At 24.9% G+C, this 18,307-nt stretch carries 14 protein-coding genes; 3 read left to right on the top strand and 11 right to left on the bottom strand.

Translation table 11 applies throughout. From position 1 onward, the window contains the following. Positions 1 to 16: 16 nt before the first annotated feature. Together KQY27_RS07050 and KQY27_RS07045 are read right to left on the bottom strand one after the other, a co-directional pair. The gene (locus tag KQY27_RS07050) at positions 17 to 1,693 is read right to left on the bottom strand and encodes an AMP-binding protein (protein ID WP_224425866.1); all 1,677 of its coding nucleotides are present in this window, start codon (positions 1,691 to 1,693) and stop codon (positions 17 to 19) included. A 146-nt stretch (positions 1,694 to 1,839) separates the two neighbouring features. Continuing rightward, positions 1,840 to 2,391, bottom strand: a complete 552-nt coding sequence (locus KQY27_RS07045; protein WP_224425865.1) for a cupin domain-containing protein — start codon at positions 2,389 to 2,391, stop codon at positions 1,840 to 1,842. Positions 2,392 to 3,002: 611 nt separating this feature from the next. Between KQY27_RS07045 and KQY27_RS07040 the strand changes: the two genes are divergently transcribed. Beyond that, positions 3,003 to 3,362, top strand: coding sequence for a hypothetical protein (locus KQY27_RS07040; RefSeq protein WP_224425864.1), 360 nt, complete (start codon positions 3,003 to 3,005; stop codon positions 3,360 to 3,362). Positions 3,363 to 3,627: 265 nt separating this feature from the next. Here the strand turns inward: KQY27_RS07040 and afpA are convergent, their stop codons facing one another. The 3 genes from afpA to KQY27_RS07025 form a co-directional block, all read right to left on the bottom strand. Continuing rightward, positions 3,628 to 4,185 (bottom strand): archaeoflavoprotein AfpA, encoded by a 558-nt coding sequence (gene afpA / locus KQY27_RS07035; protein ID WP_224425863.1) that lies wholly within the window; start codon positions 4,183 to 4,185, stop codon positions 3,628 to 3,630. 340 nt (positions 4,186 to 4,525) lie between these two features. Next, positions 4,526 to 5,827, bottom strand: a complete 1,302-nt coding sequence (locus KQY27_RS07030; RefSeq protein WP_224425862.1) for an FAD-dependent monooxygenase — start codon at positions 5,825 to 5,827, stop codon at positions 4,526 to 4,528. Between the two features lie 362 nt (positions 5,828 to 6,189). Beyond that, positions 6,190 to 7,947 (bottom strand): PH domain-containing protein, encoded by a 1,758-nt coding sequence (locus tag KQY27_RS07025; RefSeq protein ID WP_224425861.1) that lies wholly within the window; start codon positions 7,945 to 7,947, stop codon positions 6,190 to 6,192. A 148-nt stretch (positions 7,948 to 8,095) separates the two neighbouring features. Between KQY27_RS07025 and KQY27_RS07020 the strand changes: the two genes are divergently transcribed. Then, positions 8,096 to 8,980, top strand: a complete 885-nt coding sequence (locus KQY27_RS07020) for a UPF0280 family protein (RefSeq protein WP_224425860.1) — start codon at positions 8,096 to 8,098, stop codon at positions 8,978 to 8,980. 275 nt (positions 8,981 to 9,255) lie between these two features. Here KQY27_RS07020 and KQY27_RS07015 read toward each other — a convergent pair whose 3' ends face one another. Continuing rightward, a complete protein-coding gene (locus tag KQY27_RS07015; RefSeq protein ID WP_224425859.1) occupies positions 9,256 to 10,485 on the bottom strand; it encodes a proteasome-activating nucleotidase in 1,230 nt (409 codons plus the stop codon). A gap of 784 nt (positions 10,486 to 11,269) precedes the next feature. Between KQY27_RS07015 and KQY27_RS07010 the strand changes: the two genes are divergently transcribed. Beyond that, positions 11,270 to 11,779 (top strand): multiprotein bridging factor aMBF1, encoded by a 510-nt coding sequence (locus tag KQY27_RS07010; protein WP_224425858.1) that lies wholly within the window; start codon positions 11,270 to 11,272, stop codon positions 11,777 to 11,779. 389 nt (positions 11,780 to 12,168) lie between these two features. Here the strand turns inward: KQY27_RS07010 and KQY27_RS07005 are convergent, their stop codons facing one another. From KQY27_RS07005 to KQY27_RS06985, 5 genes are all read right to left on the bottom strand, one after another. Continuing rightward, a complete protein-coding gene (locus KQY27_RS07005; RefSeq protein WP_224425857.1) occupies positions 12,169 to 12,555 on the bottom strand; it encodes a DUF356 domain-containing protein in 387 nt (128 codons plus the stop codon). A gap of 164 nt (positions 12,556 to 12,719) precedes the next feature. Then, a complete protein-coding gene (locus KQY27_RS07000) occupies positions 12,720 to 13,943 on the bottom strand; it encodes a hypothetical protein (RefSeq protein ID WP_224425941.1) in 1,224 nt (407 codons plus the stop codon). A 384-nt stretch (positions 13,944 to 14,327) separates the two neighbouring features. After that, positions 14,328 to 14,777 carry a hypothetical protein gene (locus tag KQY27_RS06995; RefSeq protein ID WP_224425856.1) on the bottom strand — a complete coding sequence of 150 codons (450 nt, stop codon included), beginning with the start codon at positions 14,775 to 14,777 and terminating at the stop codon, positions 14,328 to 14,330. Positions 14,778 to 15,084: 307 nt separating this feature from the next. Then, the gene (locus tag KQY27_RS06990) at positions 15,085 to 16,626 is read right to left on the bottom strand and encodes a Mur ligase family protein (RefSeq protein WP_224425855.1); all 1,542 of its coding nucleotides are present in this window, start codon (positions 16,624 to 16,626) and stop codon (positions 15,085 to 15,087) included. Between the two features lie 455 nt (positions 16,627 to 17,081). Further along, complete coding sequence (locus KQY27_RS06985; RefSeq protein ID WP_224425854.1) at positions 17,082 to 18,188, bottom strand: phospho-N-acetylmuramoyl-pentapeptide-transferase; 1,107 nt, start codon at positions 18,186 to 18,188, stop codon at positions 17,082 to 17,084. Positions 18,189 to 18,307: the final 119 nt, after the last annotated feature.

Here is an 18,307-nt window from a genome sequence, read left to right as displayed (position 1 = left end):
AACATTATTTTTATAATTAAGATTTAATTTTATCCTCATTTCTTATTTTAACTCGTCTAATTTTGCCACTAATAGTTTTCGGAAGTTCATCTACAAATTTAATAACACGAGGATATTTATAAGGAGCTGTAATAAGTTTAACATGATCTTGAAGTTCTTTTTTAAGTTCATCTGTTGGTTCATAACCTTTTGAAAGAACAATTGTAGCTTTAACAATCTGACCACGTATAGGATCAGGAGTTCCAGTAATAGCACATTCTAAAACACTACGATGAGAAATCAGAGCACTTTCAACTTCAAAAGGACCGATTCTATAACCAGAACTTTTAATAATATCATCATTTCTACCAACAAACCATAAGAACCCATCTTCATCTTTCCAAGCTGTATCTCCACTATGATAATAATTATCATACCATACTTCATTAGTTTTTTCTTCATCCCTATAATAACCTTTGAAAAGGCCAGGAGGCATATTAGAAGTTTCTATAGAAATTTCACCTTCATCCCCAACATCAACTTCTTTATCATCATCATTTAACAAACTCACATTAAAGCAAGGAGCAGGTTTACCCATTGATCCTGGTTTTGGATCCATCCACACAAAGTTAGCTACGCTAATTACAGTTTCAGTTTGACCAAATCCTTCTTTTAGCTTCAATCCAAATATATCTTGGACTTTATTATAGACTTCTGGATTTAGTGGTTCACCAGCAGTTGTACAATAACTTAAGCTACTAAAATCATATTTAGATAAATCTTCTTTAATAAGGAATCTATATATAGTAGGAGGTGCACAAAAAGTGTTAATTTGGTATTTTTCAATTTTTTCAATTAGATTTACTGGATTAAATCTATCATAATCATAAATAAAAACACCAGTGCCTACAATCCATTGCCCATAAAGACCTCCCCAAACAGCTTTCATCCATCCAGTATCAGCAGAAGTATGGTGAAGTCCATTTTCAATAGCATTGTGCCAATATTTAGATGTTATAATATGAGCTAAGGGATATCTGAAATCATGTCCTACCATCTTAGGTTGACCAGAAGTTCCAGAAGAGAAGTAAAGAATCATAATATCTTCATTTTTAGTAGCTTCATCATCAGTAGGCCTATTAAAATCAGCACCTACATTTTCAAGAGATTCTTTAAAATCATCCCAACCCTCAAAAGATTTCTTATTAGCAGAAACTACTAATTTTTTCAATTTAATTCCTAAATCTAACTCAGCTTTGTCAAATTCAGCCAAAAGCTCAGAATCATCAACAGATATTACCATATCAATAGTAGCTTTTTCAATTCTATAAACAATATCTTTCTTCTTGAGCATGTGGGTAGCTGGAACAGGAATAGCTCCAATTTTATGAAGAGCTATGATTGAAAACCAAAATTCGTAACGATTTTTTAAAGTAAGCATTACTTTATTGCCTTTTTTGATTCCATAACTTTTTATTAAATTTGCTGCCTTATCAGAATACCTCTTCATATCCGCAAATGTGAATTTTTCTTCTTCACCTTCATCATTACACCATAAAAGTGCTAACTTTTCAGGGTCTTCTTTAGCATATCTATCAACAACATCATATGCAAAGTTAAAGTTTTCTGGAACTTTAAATTCGAAATTATTTTTAAAATCTTCATAAGAGTCAAATTCAACTCTATTAACAAAATCTTTAATTAAGGATGACATTTAATTGCCTCATAAATATGATTTATTTTTTAATTAATATAAAATCTTTAGATAAATTAGTTTATTATTAGTTTATTGATGTTTAATTACTATAAATAGATTATTTATTTAATAATTTAATCTTTATATAAATGTAAAAAACTTAATTATAATATAACTGCTAAAAATTTAGCGGGTTTATTATTTAACGCTTTCATTGCATGTTCATAAGTTGAATCAAAGAAAATTGAATCTCCTTCGTTTAAAACTAGCTCATTATTATGAATAAACAATTTTAATGAACCTTCCAAAATATAATTAAATTCTTGACCTGGATGAGTATTAGTACTAGGTTTATCAATATCTTTTGGCTCAACAGTTACAATGAAGGTTTCACCTTTCTTATGAATAAACTTTTCTCCGAGATTTTCATATTTATATTGTTTTCTACGCTCTACTGAAACTCCATCACCCTTTCTAGTAACGTTAAATATATGCATTCGAGTTTCTTCCCCAGTAAGAAGTAATCCCATATCCACTTTAAACTTATGAGCTATTTCATAGAGAACACTTGCAGGAATATCTTTTTCACCATTTTCATACTCAATATATTCTATTTCACTAATTTTACATTCTTCAGCCATTTCTTTTGTTGTAAAATCAGATAATTCTCTAAGTTCTTTTACTCTAGCACCAATATCTTTGATAGTTTCCTTCAAAACCAACACCTCTCCCAAAATTAAATAATTCAATAAGTACTTTTAAGTATTTATACATATTAATAAACATTATTTCATGAATAAAATTTAACACTGATTATTATGATTATTATTATGATTATTCTTATAAACTTTAAAAAATTTTATTTTAACTTTAAAATATAAGTTTTTTAACATGAAATATTATGTTTTTTTAACAATATAAATCTTATTATAATTATCATTATTAATAATGATTATTAGAAATAATCTAAAAATTATAAAAAATATAAAAAATACAATGAATTTTTTTAAAAAAAATATAAAAAGTTATAAAAATATAAAAAATTATAGAAATAAAATTAATTTAATGAAAATTAGATATGAATAAAATTGTAAATAGAATTATAATAAAAATAAATGAAAAAATAGTGAAAATAAGAAAAATATAAGAAAAATTAATTAGTAAGCAATGCTAAATTATATAATAATATAATATATCATAGTGAATAATATATTTATTGTATATTTATTAATAAATAAGTAGAATTAATAAGTATATTAATAAGTATATTAATAGTTATATTAAATAATTGAAAAAACACTATATTAAAAAGGGAAAAGGCGAAAATATGTCTGAAATATCTGAAAATATCATTTTTAAAAGAGATTCTGGTGAAAAAATAGAAGTTCCTGAAAAATTTGTAGGATTAAAAGCCAGACAAGAAGGAATATTGACTGTAAATTTTAGAACTCCTCAAGAAAATATAGAAGAAATAAAAAATTTTTTTGAAGGGTTTAAAAGTTCTCAACCATTAACATACGATATTGGTAATACAGGAGAAGTTCAATGCTATTTTAAAGGAGTGGCTCCTTTACTTCAACAAAAAGATGAAGCTGGATTTGAATATTATTTTTTATCAGTAACATTGCAAGAACTAAAAAACAATGATGCAGATGATGATCTTCCAAGCTGTGGAGGATGTGTATAATTAAAGGATTTAAAATGGTTTAAAAGGATTTGATTCTTATTTTTTTATTAATTAGATGAATAAACATTTTAATTGATTTAATTTTTGTTCTCATATTAATATTACATATATTTTATTAATAATTCTATTAATATTATTTTAACAGAAATACAATCCCATTATATCATTTTTAGAATCTTTAAAATCTTTATAATCATTAAATCTTTATATATTATTTTTTATATTTTATGTTTTATATGTTATGTTTTTATTCTTTTATCAATTATTATTTAACATATTTTTCAAATACATCATATATTTTATCAGTAGCTTCAAATACATGAGTATTTTTCATTTTAGATACCTTTCTAACGCAATCAATATCCTCTTCAGTTAATTCAAGGATTAAATCATCACCGTTAGGAATTTTAGTAACAGTAACTCCTTCTTTAAAATCAACAGGCATTATGTGAATAGGAACTCTAGATTTTTGTCCCATAATAACCGCGTTAGTTATCATAGTATCACCAATTCTACTTGCAAGTTTAGCTACTGTGTTAGAAGTACAAGGGGCAATTAGTAAGAATTCATACTTATGTAACTGAACATCTCCTGCTAAAAATGGAGCATTTGAGTTTACTTCAAAAGAAACATGCTGAAAATTTTCTTGGATTTTTTTGTATAATCTATAAAACTTTAAAACCTGTTTTCCAGCATTTGAAACAAAAACCCTTATATCAACTTGGTCTCTATATTTTTCTTGAATATCAACCATTGTTTCATAAGTTTTTTCTATTTTTTCTCCAGCTCCAGTAATTCCCCAAGCTATCTTTTTTGGTTTCATACTTATATTTATATCATTTATACATATATTATTCTTTCTAAATTCTTTCTAAATAATAAAAACACTTTGGTTTTAAACCTATAAAAATAAAAAAATTTATTAAAAATAAAAAAGTTTGATTTTTAAATTTATAAAAATAAATAATTTTAAAAAAATAATAAAAAACTTTGGTTTTAAACCTATAAAAATAAAAAATTTATAAAAATAATAAAAAATTTAAAGAAATATAAAAAATTTAAATAAATTTAAAGAATTTATTTTAATAAAATAATAAATTATAATTTTAATAAATTATAATTAATATAATAATATCCAGTTACATTAAATATGATTAAAACTATTAAATAGACCATATATTTATTAATTTTCTGAAAAAAACTTTTGGAATGATTGAAAAAATTAACCCTCTCTTTATGAATTCTTTTACTAATACAGACTGTTTATCCATATCTCCATATTTAGAGATAATTTCTTCAGCATTTTTATCCTTAAGTTTAGTGAACATATAATCTAAATCTTCATCAGAAAGTATTTCAATCGTTTTTTGAACTTTAAGTTGATAACTAAGCTCTTTAGAATATTTTTTCTTGAAATTTTTTTCATAATCTTTTAATAAATCTAAATTATTATTTTCATTTTTATTATTATCCTCATTAGTTTTATCTAAAAATTTTATAATAGCATCTTTAGCTATATTACAAGTATCAAAACCAATAATGAGTCCTCCCCCAGTAGTAGGTTTTAGTTGTGATGCTGCATCACCAATAAGAATAATCCTTTCATTAACAAGTTTTTTATTCTTTTCAAAAATAGGAATTTTTCCATGATATCTTTCAAGAACAGTACAGTTATTAAATCTATTATCATTATCTAAAAATTCATTTAATACCTTTTTTTGATCTTTATAATTATTATTTGAAAATAATCCTATCCTATACCTATTTTTTGAAGTTGGAATACACCATAGGAAACCAGGTAAAATCTTTGAAATAGCAAAAATATCTACAAAATCGATTCGTGGATTATTATTATAATTATTATCACTATTACTACAATTATTTTTATTATTAGTATTATTAGTACTATTACCCCTTCTAATATCATTATTATTAAAATCAAAAGAAGTATCAGTCTTAATCAAATATTGTGAAGCATTGAAATATTTAAATTCTTTATTAAATAATCCAGAAATGAATGATTTAGAACCATCAGCACCAACAATAACTTTTGCATGAATTTCTTCGTTATTTTGGCATTTAACTAGCCCAGTTTTAGAATTAACTTCAATAACCTTATATTTATTAAACAATTTAGCCCCTGCATCTATAGCTTTTTTAACTAAAAATTGATCATAAGCTACCCTATCAATTATTAAAGCTTCAGTTTCATCTTTTTCAACCTTTAAAGAGTGATTAACTGAGTATAAATAGGCTCCTTTAGCTTCATTTAAAATTAATTCATCAGGAATTTCATTAAAATCTCTTAACTTTTTACTAACAATTCCTGCACATTGAAGAGGAACTCCAACTTTTTTTTTCTTCTCCAACATTACAACGCTATATCCACAATTAGCAATTTTATAGGCCAATGTTGAACCAATTGGCCCTGCACCAACAATAGCTACATCATAATCAAAAGTCATTATTACACCTAGTACTCAGATAATTAAAAATTTAAAGATTAGAATTTATGATATATTATAAAACAGATTATTAATGAAATATAATATTTAAGAATAGATTGTTTAATAAATATATTAATATTTTCATAAATATTCTATTTTAAATATTTATATAATAATATTTAATATTTAACATTTTAATGGATTTAATAAGGTAATTTTAGATAATATATATTACATAAGTTCATTAATAGATATAGAAATGAAATACAATATAAAAAATATATTAATATTGATATAAATATATAAAAATATAGAATATAAAATATAAAAAATATATAAAAATTTAGATAATATAAAATTATACAAGAAATAAATAAATCCTATTTCTTAAATTTCTTAAAATGTCTTTCTAAGACAGCACGAGATTTATCTTCTTTTGTTTCAGGTTTTTTATAATTAACATTTTTATTCTGATTTTCATTCTGATTAACATATTGTTGTTGATTATAATTCTGATTTTTCTGGTAATTTTGAGGATTATAGTTCTGTTTAACATTTTGTTGAGCATTATTTTGATTAAACTCATCATTTTTATTATTATACTGTTGATTATTATATTGATTATCAAATTGATCGTTATTATACTGGTTATTATTATATTGATCATTTTTATTATATTCAGTAGCATATTGATCATTATTTTGTTGATTACTATTATATTGATTATTATTGTATTGATCGTTATTGTATTGATTATTATTGTTATTATTATGTTGATCAGAACTATATTGATTATCATATTGGTTTCTTTGTTGATTAATGTTTTTTTGATTATAATCATCATGATTATTGTTTATATTATCGTTTTTATTATTATTATTATTATTATTATGCATAAACTTCAAACCATCATCTAAATTATTCATAGCTCGGTTCATAGTTTGATCAAAATAATCGTTTTCATCAACAATATAGCCATCATCAATTGTAGAATTCTTATTATTTAAATTATTTCTGTTATCCCTATAATTCCTATCATCATTATTCTCATCAATATTATCATTAGTATTGCCATTATTATTATCAGATGTTGATTGAACGTTATTCTCTTTATTATCAGAGTTATTTCCTAAAAATGTTGAAGAATTCCTATATTCTTCAGGATTTTCAACATAATCATTTACATTATTTTTATCTTTATTCAAAAATGGAAAATCATTATTATTAATTGGACCATAAACTTTTTTATGTTCTGCATCATTTCCATTCTGTGATAAATAATTGTCTTTTATTCTAGCATTAGGGTTTCTGTTAGAATCATTTGGATATCCAAAATTTACTTCATTTCTGATGTTATTGTTTTGATTATTGTTATTTTGATAGTTTTCATCAAAAAGATTATTGAAATTATTTTTAGGATATCTAGGATCATTATTAAAGTTATTTCTAGGATAATTATTATTATAATTATTATAATTATTAAATCCATTATGATCATCATAATATTCATGATTATCATAAATACCTTGATTATCATTAGTATGAGAAATATTATTAAAATTAGGACCGTTAAATCCTTGGTTCATTGGAATACCTTGACCAGGATAAGGATAATTCAATTTATTTATTTCTTCAAAAATAGTTTCTTCAACATTGTAAGGTTTAGAAATATTTTTCAGTTCTAATTTAGAATCATCAAAGCCACTGAAAGCAGTGACTGTTCCAACTGAGGCAATTTTACCTAAAATTCCTTGAGATACAATAATATCCTGAATTTTAGCATAAGGCATATGAATCGTTTTTTTTAAGATAATTCCAGATTTATAAGTTATTCTATGATCAGAAATAATATATTCCTTAGCTGTCCAAGAGACCAATGTCCAGATAATCCAAATAATAATTAAAAATGTCAATAAAAATGTAATAATTGTAGCAAGTCCAGTCAATGGTAAGTTCACAACTCTAACTAACTGAACTTGCATCTCACTAATATAATTTATTACAATAGGAGCTGTATAAGACAGAGCCCCTAAAATAATAAGTAAAACAAAAACCTTTTTACAACTAAGAAAAAGATTTGGTCTTCCTTTAATGATTATATTTTCATTAGTTATTTTTTCATCGCCTCTATTAAACATCACTTTGTATATTTGTTTTATCATTTAAATAAGTTTTTTGTAAAAACAAAATTAATAGGGATAATTATTATAAATCTTATTATAATAATGAATAAATTTTAATATAATGGGTAGAAATTTATATCTAAAAAGATAATATTATTAATTAATGAGTATCGATACATTATTTAAAAATATGTTATATAAAAAACGAATAGAAATTGAAGAAACTAAAATAAATCTAGTTTCAGATATCAATACTGGAAATAGTAATTATAATGAGAAAGAAAAGTCAAATAACAAAAAAATATTAGATAATGGGAAAATTATAGATAATAATGGAATATTAGAAAATAAAGAAAGTTTAGAAAATTTCATAATCAAAGAAAGAAATCATGTGAAACAATATATTAAAAACAATCCATTATTTGCAAAGACTTTAAAACCTTACAAAATCAAAAAAGATGAAAACATAGATGAAATCCCTGAAATTATCAAACTAATGGTAAATGGATCAAAAATTGCTAATGTAGGGCCAACAGCTACATTAGCTGGAACAATAGCTGAACTTTCACTTGATTATTTAGTTGAAAAAGGATCTAATTATTCAATCATAGATAATGGAGGAGACATAGCTTTTTTAAATAATTATAATAAAGAAAAAGTTATTTTTGGTATTTATGCAGGAAAGTCTCCCCTAAGTGGTAAAATTGGTTTTGAATTTGATTTTAAGAAAAAGAATCAAAAATTTGGAGTATGTTCTTCATCTGGTTCTGTAGGATATTCTCTTAGCTATGGAAGGTCTGATAGTGTGACAATAATATCTAACCAAGCTAGTATATCTGATGGATTAGCTACATCAATAGGCAATGAAGTTAATGGAAAAAAAGACGAAGATGCTGTTGAAAATGGATTAATCGCAGCAGAAAAATTCAAAGAACATTATACAGGAGCTTTAATTATTGTGGGAGAATCAGTCGGTACTATAGGAAAACTTCCAAAAATAGTTGAAACTGAAAATAAGATGAATTTAAATGATTTTGAAGGCGAATAAATTATTTTTTAAATAGTAAAATAAAATTAAAAAATAAATACTATTCCAAAGATAAATAAAATAATTAAATAAAAAATAAGAAAGAATTAGCCTCAGTTCGCCCATCATTCATCACATATCAGAGCTCATAGGGTTCATCATTGGCTAATATTAAGATATTTAATAAAAAATGATTATTAAAAAATCTTTATGAATTTAAAAAATAAATAATGAAATAAAAATAAAATATAAAAAATAAATTAAAGAAAAATTAAAGATAATAATTAGTTAATAAATTAACCAAACATTACTCCAGCTTCTTTTTTGTATTCTTCATCGTGTTCAACGCCCATGATTTTATCAACAGCGTCCATGAAGTCAGCTACAAGAACTTCATCTCTTTCTTCCCTTATTGCGAACATTCCAGCTTCAGTACAAATAGCTTTTAAATCTGCACCAGAAACACCTTCAGTAAGGGTTGCAAGAAGATCAATATCAGCTTCTTCAGATAAAGACATTTTAGAAGTATGGATTTTTAAAATTTCTTTTCTACCATCCTCGTTTGGAATAGGAACTTCAATGAACCTATCAAATCTTCCTGGTCTTAAAAGTGCAGGATCAAGAATATCTGGCCTATTTGTAGCACCTACAATACCAATATCTCCTCTAGATTCAAATCCATCAAGTTCTGCAAGTAATTGCATCAAAGTACGTTGTACTTCCCTATCACCACTAGTAGAACTTTTAAGTCTTTTTGCAGCAACAGCATCAATTTCATCGATGAAAATAATACTTGGAGCTTTTTCTTTAGCTAAATCAAAGACTTCTCTAACCATCCTCGCTCCTTCACCAATGTATTTTTTAACAAATTCAGAAGCAACAATTTTAATAAATGTTGCATTTGTTTCACTAGCAACAGCTTTAGCAAGTAATGTTTTACCAGTTCCAGGAGGTCCATAAAGAAGGACTCCTTTTGGTGGTTCAATACCAATTTTTTCAAATAATTCTGGCTTTTTAAGAGGAAGTTCAACAGTTTCTTTAACTTCCATTACTTGTTCTTCAAGTCCACCAATAGAATCATATGTAACATTTGGTTTTTCTTCGATTTCCATACCAGATACATTTGGATCTTTTTCAGCAGGAAGCACATCAACAACACTAAATGTTTGTTGATTTAATGCAACTCTTGAACCTGGTACCAATAACTTTTCATCTAAGAATTTTGAATAATTAATTACGAAATGAGGACCAGTACTACTTTTTACAGTCATTCTATTTTCATCAAGAATTTCCATAATAGTAGCTAGGACTAATGGAGGAGACCTAAATCTTTCAACTTCTCCTCTGAGAGACTTTGTCTCTCTTTCAAGACGAATTTTTTCGTTTTCAGTTAGAACTTTATCTTTTTCAAGTTTTCTAACCTTCCACATAAGATTCCTCTTAGTTTTTGTATTTTCTTCTTTTAGCATTCTTACTTCTTTTTTAAGATCTTCAATCTTATTAAGAAGGGATTGAGAATTTTCCATGTTCTTAGAACTCTCCTATAAATTTTTTAGATAATAATAATAATTTAAGTCAAAATACACAATTAATCAAATATAATCAATATTAATCATCTTTAAATCAAATCTAAATAGATTAAATAAACTTTAAATCAGATTTAAATAGATTAAATAAATTTTGAATCAATTGAATAAAATTTAAATATATTTTATATAATTTAAATATAAACATTGAATTTATGATTATTTATAATTTAAATTTAACATATCAAATTATAATTTAATAAATTAAAACCCAGATATCATACCTACATTATTATATAATAGACTTAATACTTAATATAAATTTCTATTAATTTTATTAATTTTAAAATAAAAAACAAATTTAACAAATTAAAAATTTCATTAAATTACTCATAATTAAAATTTATGACAATATAAAAAGTTAATGACAATAATAGAATAAATTAGGATATTTTTCAATAATAAAATGATATAAATGCATATTATTTGTAAATTCATTAATAATATGATTTATAGAAACGTAAATGATATTAATTACAAAATCTAAGTGATCAATGTTTTCTAATTCAATGTTTTCTAATTTTAATTTGTATATATAGATATTGTTTTTACTAATATATATAGTTTAGCTTTTTATGAACATGAAAATAATTTTATTAAATTTTTCTTAAAATAATTTTTGATTATTTTTAAAAATTAAAAAATATAAAATTTCAGAATTTTGAAAATAGATTTTCAAAAAAAATAAGTAAAATATAAAAATAATTAAAATAAATTAATAATTATGAGATGCGAAATTTGTGGTCAATCCATAGAGGAAGGTAAATCAAAAAGAACAAAAATAGATGGTTCTATAATGGAAGTCTGTCCGGATTGCTCTAAATTTGGTGTAATACAAAAAACTCCAAAACCAAAATTTACTCAAAGTAAATCTAAAGAAAAATCTGGATCTAATGGAATTAATCGCCCTAAAAGAACTCCAAGACCTATGTATTCTCTTGATGAACCTACAGAAGAATTAGTTGAAGATTTTGAAACAATTGTCCGAAAATCTCGTGAAGTTAAAGGATTATCACGAGAAGAGCTCGGTGAAAAAATATATGAAAAAGTATCTGTTATAAATAGAATTGAATCAGGTAAAATGGTTCCTGATATAAAGTTAGCTAAAAAACTTGAAAAAACTTTAAATATTACACTTATTGAAAAAATATCTGATATGGATCTAGAAGATTTCAAAAATAGAACTTCTGGCGGACCAACACTGGGAGATATAGTTAAAATCAAAAAAAAATGAATTAATCATTTTATATGCTTAATCTTTTAGTTAAAACTCAATATCAATGATAAGTTATATAAAAATAATAATTCAAAATCCTTATTTTATAAAATCATCTAATTTTTTATTTTTATTTTATTTTTATTCTCTTATTTTACTATAATAATATAATTAAATAAACTTACCAAACAAATAATAAACATTTAATAGAACTAAATAAACATACCAAACAAATAATAAACATTTAATAGAACTAAATAAATATCCATTATAATAATAAATATTAATCAAGTAATACAAATCTATTTATTATAATCTACTTTATAATTACATTTATTGAATATTTTATTACTATTAATCAATTAACATTAATAAATAATAATAAAATATTTTTTAAATAAATAATATTATTTCACTTTATAATCTTTACGTTCTGTTCCTTTTGTTGACTTATTAGAGTAATATCCTCTAAAAACAGGAGCATCTTCTAATTTTTTATTTAATACTTCAAATTCTTTATATTCATCACTAACAACAATAACATGAGCAGGAGGATGAATTTTTTTAATTTGCATAATAGCTAATGTAATATCTTCATTTACGAAAAATGCAGTAGCTACTTTAGATTTGTTTCTCAAAGGAGCATTTAAAATACTTTCAACAATAGAATCTGCAAATTCTGCATCTATCTTTTGAGGGTTGTCTATTAAATGTAATTGAGCATGTCTTTCAATATCTGCAATTGCATTAAGCAATTTGGAATTATTATCTCCACGAATTAATATCAAGGCCATATGTATCACAATATATAATTAAATTTTATACCATAATTTATTGAATTGTATTCATTAAAATTATTGATTTGTGTTAAATGTATAATTATTAGTAATTAATCATAAACTAAACTATAATATTAAACATATCCTAAAAATCAGTAATGTATAGAAAGTATACATCCTTATCTTTTCTGGAAAGATTGTAACAATCTACTTCTAAATATAACTAAAAGTATTAAGATTATGCCAATAGCTGTTTGAATACTTCCTAATAGATCTAACACAAAGGAATTTATTGGTAAATTCCATGGAGGGGCCGTCCTTCCATTAGGTAACTGAGTATAATAAACGCCAACAGCTTTTGATCCTTGTTTTACATTAATGTCATTAGGTTCAACATAATTTACACCAACCAAAAGGCCATTTTTGATACCTTTATTTATTGAACCAGAAATAGCATTAGCATCATAGCCATATTTAGCAACAGAAGCTTGAACAACTTCATTAGTAGTTTGAGACAAACCAGGAGCATCACTTCCATAAACAGAAACACTTACTGAATTTTGTGTAACTGTTATTGCATCAGTTAGAGCATCATATGCATAAATCTCTTTTAATGGAGTTCCATCAATTGGACAAGTTTCATAATTTTCTGCAGCAGGATAACCTATAGACCATCCATCATTTGGGCAAACTTTAACATAAGGTTCATCCATTGGATAACCAGTAGTGTTAATTTGATCTGGAGTGAACATATCTCCAGTGGATATTCCTGAAACTAAATTAACAGCCCCACCACCGTATTTTTCTCCAGCATCATTAGAAACTTCTTTGAAAACTTGACCAACAATAGCTGTTGCAGGGTAACCATCACGAATCATTCTACCGATATTCAAGGCAGTTTGTCTTCTAACCGCAGTTGCCGTACCATATTGGGGATTTCCATGAGTATTTCTTAAGTGAATAATAGCTCCTTTCTCTCCAGGAGGCAATACTGCCAAACCACTAGAATATGGAGTAATTTTAATAGTATTATCACTATCCACAGTTATTAAATAAGCATCAAAAGAACCACCAACAGCGGCACCAATAGAAGGCCCACCAACCATTAATCTAATCCCACTATAGCTACTAGCAGTTGCAGCACCAACTGCTGCATCTGCCCCATTTTCTAATTTACTAATCGAAGAAACAATTGCTTTTAATCTATTACTGGCATCTCCTTCTCCACCAGAAAGAACAACAAATTGATTTTCTTTAGACATTAGAAATGTGGACTGGAACATATTTTTTGCAAATGACATACTGCCTCCAGCAGCACCATTTGGATCCTGTCCAGTTGGATCTGTAATTACTATTACATTCATTGTAGCTGAAATAGTAGCTATTAATCCAAAAAGAATCATAATTATAATCAATGGGATTAAAATTTTTCTCAATATATCATCCATTCATTTAGTTAGTTTATAACTTTAATTATTAATTTAAATTTTATTGTATAATATAAGAATACTAATAAATACTTCAACATATTTGTTATCATTATTTTTATATAAATAATTTTATAACAAATCACAGATTACAAATGTCATACTCCACATAAGTATAATTTTTCATAACCATTATAATATCATACTAAAGTATAGATATAATCCTCATAAATTATAAGATTATACCTTATTATAGATAGAATCATCATAACACAGTATAGATTTTATATCTCATTATAGATACAATCATCATAACATACTATAGATTATATCTCATTATAGATATAAATATTATATAAGCTACGATGGTGGAGTTTTAGACGTCTTATTACTCAAATCCACAGTTGAAAAGTCTTCGATTACAGTTACTGTTACAATTCCTGTACTTTTATCAACTTTCACATCAGCTGCGGCAATAGGTTGAACCGTAGTTCCAGGTATTGTCGTGTATGTTGCAAATTCTTGCGCATTTTTAATCGCCTCATTTAAAGGTAATTCACGCTTAGAAGTTATTAACATATCTCCCTTAATATAACTACCTGAACGTAATCCTGAATTAGCTATGTTAACCCTTATACTGTCAATAGGAACAATATCATTACCTTTTATAATTATTCCTGAAATAGGAACCCCATCTTCCACTTGTGTAGAAGAAGCAAAGGCAATATATGTCAGTAATCTTCCAGATAAGATTAATATAAACGCCAATAAAAGAATTATCAGTGTGTCTCTTCTTATTTTAATAAACATTTAATTCACTCTTTTTCTAAAATATACAAATTCAGTGTATTATATAAGGTATTAGTCATATTATATAATTAATATAAATTTACATTATACAGATTTATATTACCTTAAACTAATATTAATAGTTATCCATTTTATTACTAGGAATTATATGTAAAAGGTTAATAATTTATAACAATTTTTTAATAAAAAAATAACAACAATCTAAAAATTCAATCCAAAAAAGAAAGAAAATAAATCAGAATATAAAGAAAAAACAAAAAATTATTACAAAAATAACTTAAATAATATCATAAATAATATCATCACACTAAAAAGTATCTTCATCAGCAATGGATTTCAAAAGTTCTTCAGCAGGATCCATCCCTTGAGCACCAATTAATAGAATAAGGTCATTGACATTAGAAGAATTATAAACAATCTCTAATGAATCATAGAGATTTTTATAATGAGTATATTTAATATTTTTTCCATTTAAAACGTCAAAAAATATATTTTCTTCAAATTCTTCAACAAAATTTGCTTCATCAACAACATCTGCACTACTAGTTAAAATTAATTCAATTTTATTAGATAAATTTTCTTTATTGTCATTGTTAATCGAACTTAAAACATTTCCAAGAGCTTCAGCATTAATTTTATTTAATTCTTTACCTCTAGATCCTCTAATTGCACAAAGTATTTTAAGATCCCCTTTGGACAATTTAGTCACTGCATTGATTGTTGCTTTAATTCCTTCAGGGTTATGTGCAAAATCATCTATAATGAGTGGAGATTGATTAATTTTCCTAAATCTCCTTTTTAAAGATTTATAAGACTTCACACCAGTTATAATATCTGAAATTTCAATTTTCAAAGATAAACATACGGAAATTGCAGCTAAAGTATTTTGAATAAAATGGTCACTATTAAAAGGTAACTCATCAATAGTTAAGATAGATTTAGAATCATAAATAATAGATTCCTCTTTTCTATCATAATATAAACAATTATACTGATCAATATTATCATTTGATTTTTTAGCATCAATACAATCATTCATTGAAAAATAAAAAGTTTTTACATCATCATCTGCAAAATTAGCCATAAAAACTACTTTTTTATCATCATTGTTTAAAACAAGGACCCCTTTTCTTATAGCTTTAGCTACTCCTGAAGTTTCATTAAAAACTTCTTCAATAGAACTAACTAAACCAATATGATCAATAGCTACATTGGTTACAACAGCAATATCAGGATCTACAGATTTTGTCATTAAAAAAGCATGATCATGCATTAATTTACCTAACCAACCTTGAACTTCTGATGCTTCGATTACAAGATATTCTAATTCTTTTCCATTAGAAACAACATGTTCTGAGATTAATTTAGGGACCATAGGATCGATTAAAGTATTGAATTCAGATTTTGAATCAGTATTTGTTAATGTATTAGCTCCAGTAGATTTTAAAATATGATAAACCATATGAGAAGTTGTTGATTTACCATTTGTACCACTAATAACAACACGTTTAGAATTTGGAGCAAAACTTTTTATAGTCCAATTTAATGCAACAGCATTAGCTTCTTCAATCTTTTCAACTACAATCAAAGGGATTTTTAAATCAATAGCCATATCAACAGAATTACCACGTGGGTCTTCTGTGATTATACAAGCTACATTTTTTGTAGAAGCAATCTTAATGCCTTTTTCATCAATCCAATGCCTAATTACTATGTCTCCTTCAGTAGAATCCTTCAATATATTAAATATTCCAGTAAACCCATTAGGAGACCTGAAATTCTGAGCTCCAATAATTTTTCCTGAAATAGCTTCAGCTAAAGAATCAATAGTAATATTAGTATCTATCATCTAAAATTTACCTCGAAATAGAAATGATTATTTATAAAATTTTTAATAAATAAATGTTTTAATAATAAATTTTCATTTTGTATATTTTCTACTAAGAACAATATAATTCTTATTTTAATCAAGTAATATATTATCATATAATATATAATTAATATTTAATAAATTTTTATACTTTTTCTAAATTTTATAAACATTAATAAGATTATTAAATCAATAAACCTCTTAAACAATAATATAAACACAATCAATTATATAAACTTATCTTTTTTATTCTTATAAAATTATTCTTATAAAATAATTAAAAAATTATAATAATAAATCAAAAAGAAATAAAATATAATTCAATAAGAAATAATATAATATAACTATAATATTTATAACAATATTATATACCCCATTATATAACATTATATAATTATAATATTATAAAATTTTAATTTACCTATAAAAAGCTATTATAAAAAGATATAATATTCAGCTAACAAACCAATTAGACAAATAACAGCTGTTAAAATCCAATAGATAAAAACAATCTTTTTTTCAGAGATTCCACGATAATGAAGTGTATGATGTAATGGTTCTACTGGAAGTCTTATTATTTTTGCTCTATGAATCAAACTAACGATAACTGATCCAATAGGGACAGCTAATGATAAAACTCCAAAATAAGGAATGTTAGTTACAAGTACTGCTGTTGCAAATCCTGCACCTAAAGCAAAAGATCCTGTGTCTCCCATAAAAATAGAAGCAGGATATCGATTAAATACCAAAAATCCAAGACTTATTGCAGCTAATACTATGAAAACAGAAACAACTCCATAATCATTATTAATGAATCCAAAAATACCACATGCAATAGATGCAATTGCTATAATTCCACTAGCTAAACCATCCATTCCATCAATTAGATTAATAGCATTGATAGCTCCAATAATAGCAATTATAATTACAGGAATGGCTAAAATTCCTATAGCTACTCCTCCTAATGTTATAAAAGGCCCAAGTGAAAAACCACCCAATGTAGTAATGGTTCCAGTAACTATAAGAAATATTCCAATAACTAGTTGACCAATAATCTTTTCCATCTCACCCATTTCATTTTTAATTGGAAGTTCAGCTAAAAGTTCTAGCTTTTTTTCAGATAAAAGATTATCAACAACAGATTTTGCTTCAGGAGTAGCTGCTCTAGCTTCTTCATTAGGAGCAAGTGTGAGTTGACCAATAGTTAAAGGACCATCAGTTATATTTTTTATTAATTTCTGATATTCTTTGACTTTAAATCCGATTAAATCATCAAGAAGTCCAGCAATTCCAGCTGTAAGCATGATTAGAGAAGTAATAAGAATATATTGATTTTTAAAATAAATTGATACAATAAACAAAACAGAAAATAAGAAAGCTATTCCTCCCATTGTAGGAGTACCTGCTTTATGTCTATGTTCTGAAACAATAGGGTTATCTGAAATATCTGCTCCGATTAATATCTTTCTTATATAGTATGTGAAAGCTATAGAAGAAATAAAAGTTATTATAAATAGTACCAATAGATCAATATAGTTCATTTTATCACTTGTTAATATTATTAGAAAATGTTAAAACTTATAATTAATAATTATTAATACTTTTATCATGAATATATTTAAACTTAGCTATTATATTTAATATAATTATTAAATATTTT

The sequence above is a fragment of the Methanobrevibacter sp. TMH8 genome, from assembly GCF_020148105.1.
Classification (GTDB): domain Archaea; phylum Methanobacteriota; class Methanobacteria; order Methanobacteriales; family Methanobacteriaceae; genus Methanobinarius.
This window is presented reverse-complemented; position numbering and strand designations above follow the sequence as displayed.

What these genes read in the sequence shown, in the direction of transcription:
- KQY27_RS07050 (WP_224425866.1), bottom strand. Translation starts at nt 1,693, where the DNA reads ATGTCATCCTTAATTAAAGATTTTGTTAATAGAGTTGAATTTGACTCT.
- KQY27_RS07040 (WP_224425864.1), top strand. Translation starts at nt 3,003, where the DNA reads ATGTCTGAAATATCTGAAAATATCATTTTTAAAAGAGATTCTGGTGAA.
- afpA (WP_224425863.1), bottom strand. Translation starts at nt 4,185, where the DNA reads ATGAAACCAAAAAAGATAGCTTGGGGAATTACTGGAGCTGGAGAAAAA.
- KQY27_RS07030 (WP_224425862.1), bottom strand. Translation starts at nt 5,827, where the DNA reads ATGACTTTTGATTATGATGTAGCTATTGTTGGTGCAGGGCCAATTGGT.
- KQY27_RS07025 (WP_224425861.1), bottom strand. Translation starts at nt 7,947, where the DNA reads ATGTTTAATAGAGGCGATGAAAAAATAACTAATGAAAATATAATCATT.
- KQY27_RS07020 (WP_224425860.1), top strand. Translation starts at nt 8,096, where the DNA reads ATGAGTATCGATACATTATTTAAAAATATGTTATATAAAAAACGAATA.
- KQY27_RS07015 (WP_224425859.1), bottom strand. Translation starts at nt 10,485, where the DNA reads ATGGAAAATTCTCAATCCCTTCTTAATAAGATTGAAGATCTTAAAAAA.
- KQY27_RS07010 (WP_224425858.1), top strand. Translation starts at nt 11,270, where the DNA reads ATGAGATGCGAAATTTGTGGTCAATCCATAGAGGAAGGTAAATCAAAA.
- KQY27_RS07005 (WP_224425857.1), bottom strand. Translation starts at nt 12,555, where the DNA reads ATGGCCTTGATATTAATTCGTGGAGATAATAATTCCAAATTGCTTAAT.
- KQY27_RS07000 (WP_224425941.1), bottom strand. Translation starts at nt 13,943, where the DNA reads ATGATTCTTTTTGGATTAATAGCTACTATTTCAGCTACAATGAATGTA.
- KQY27_RS06995 (WP_224425856.1), bottom strand. Translation starts at nt 14,777, where the DNA reads ATGTTTATTAAAATAAGAAGAGACACACTGATAATTCTTTTATTGGCG.
- KQY27_RS06990 (WP_224425855.1), bottom strand. Translation starts at nt 16,626, where the DNA reads ATGATAGATACTAATATTACTATTGATTCTTTAGCTGAAGCTATTTCA.
- KQY27_RS06985 (WP_224425854.1), bottom strand. Translation starts at nt 18,188, where the DNA reads ATGAACTATATTGATCTATTGGTACTATTTATAATAACTTTTATTTCT.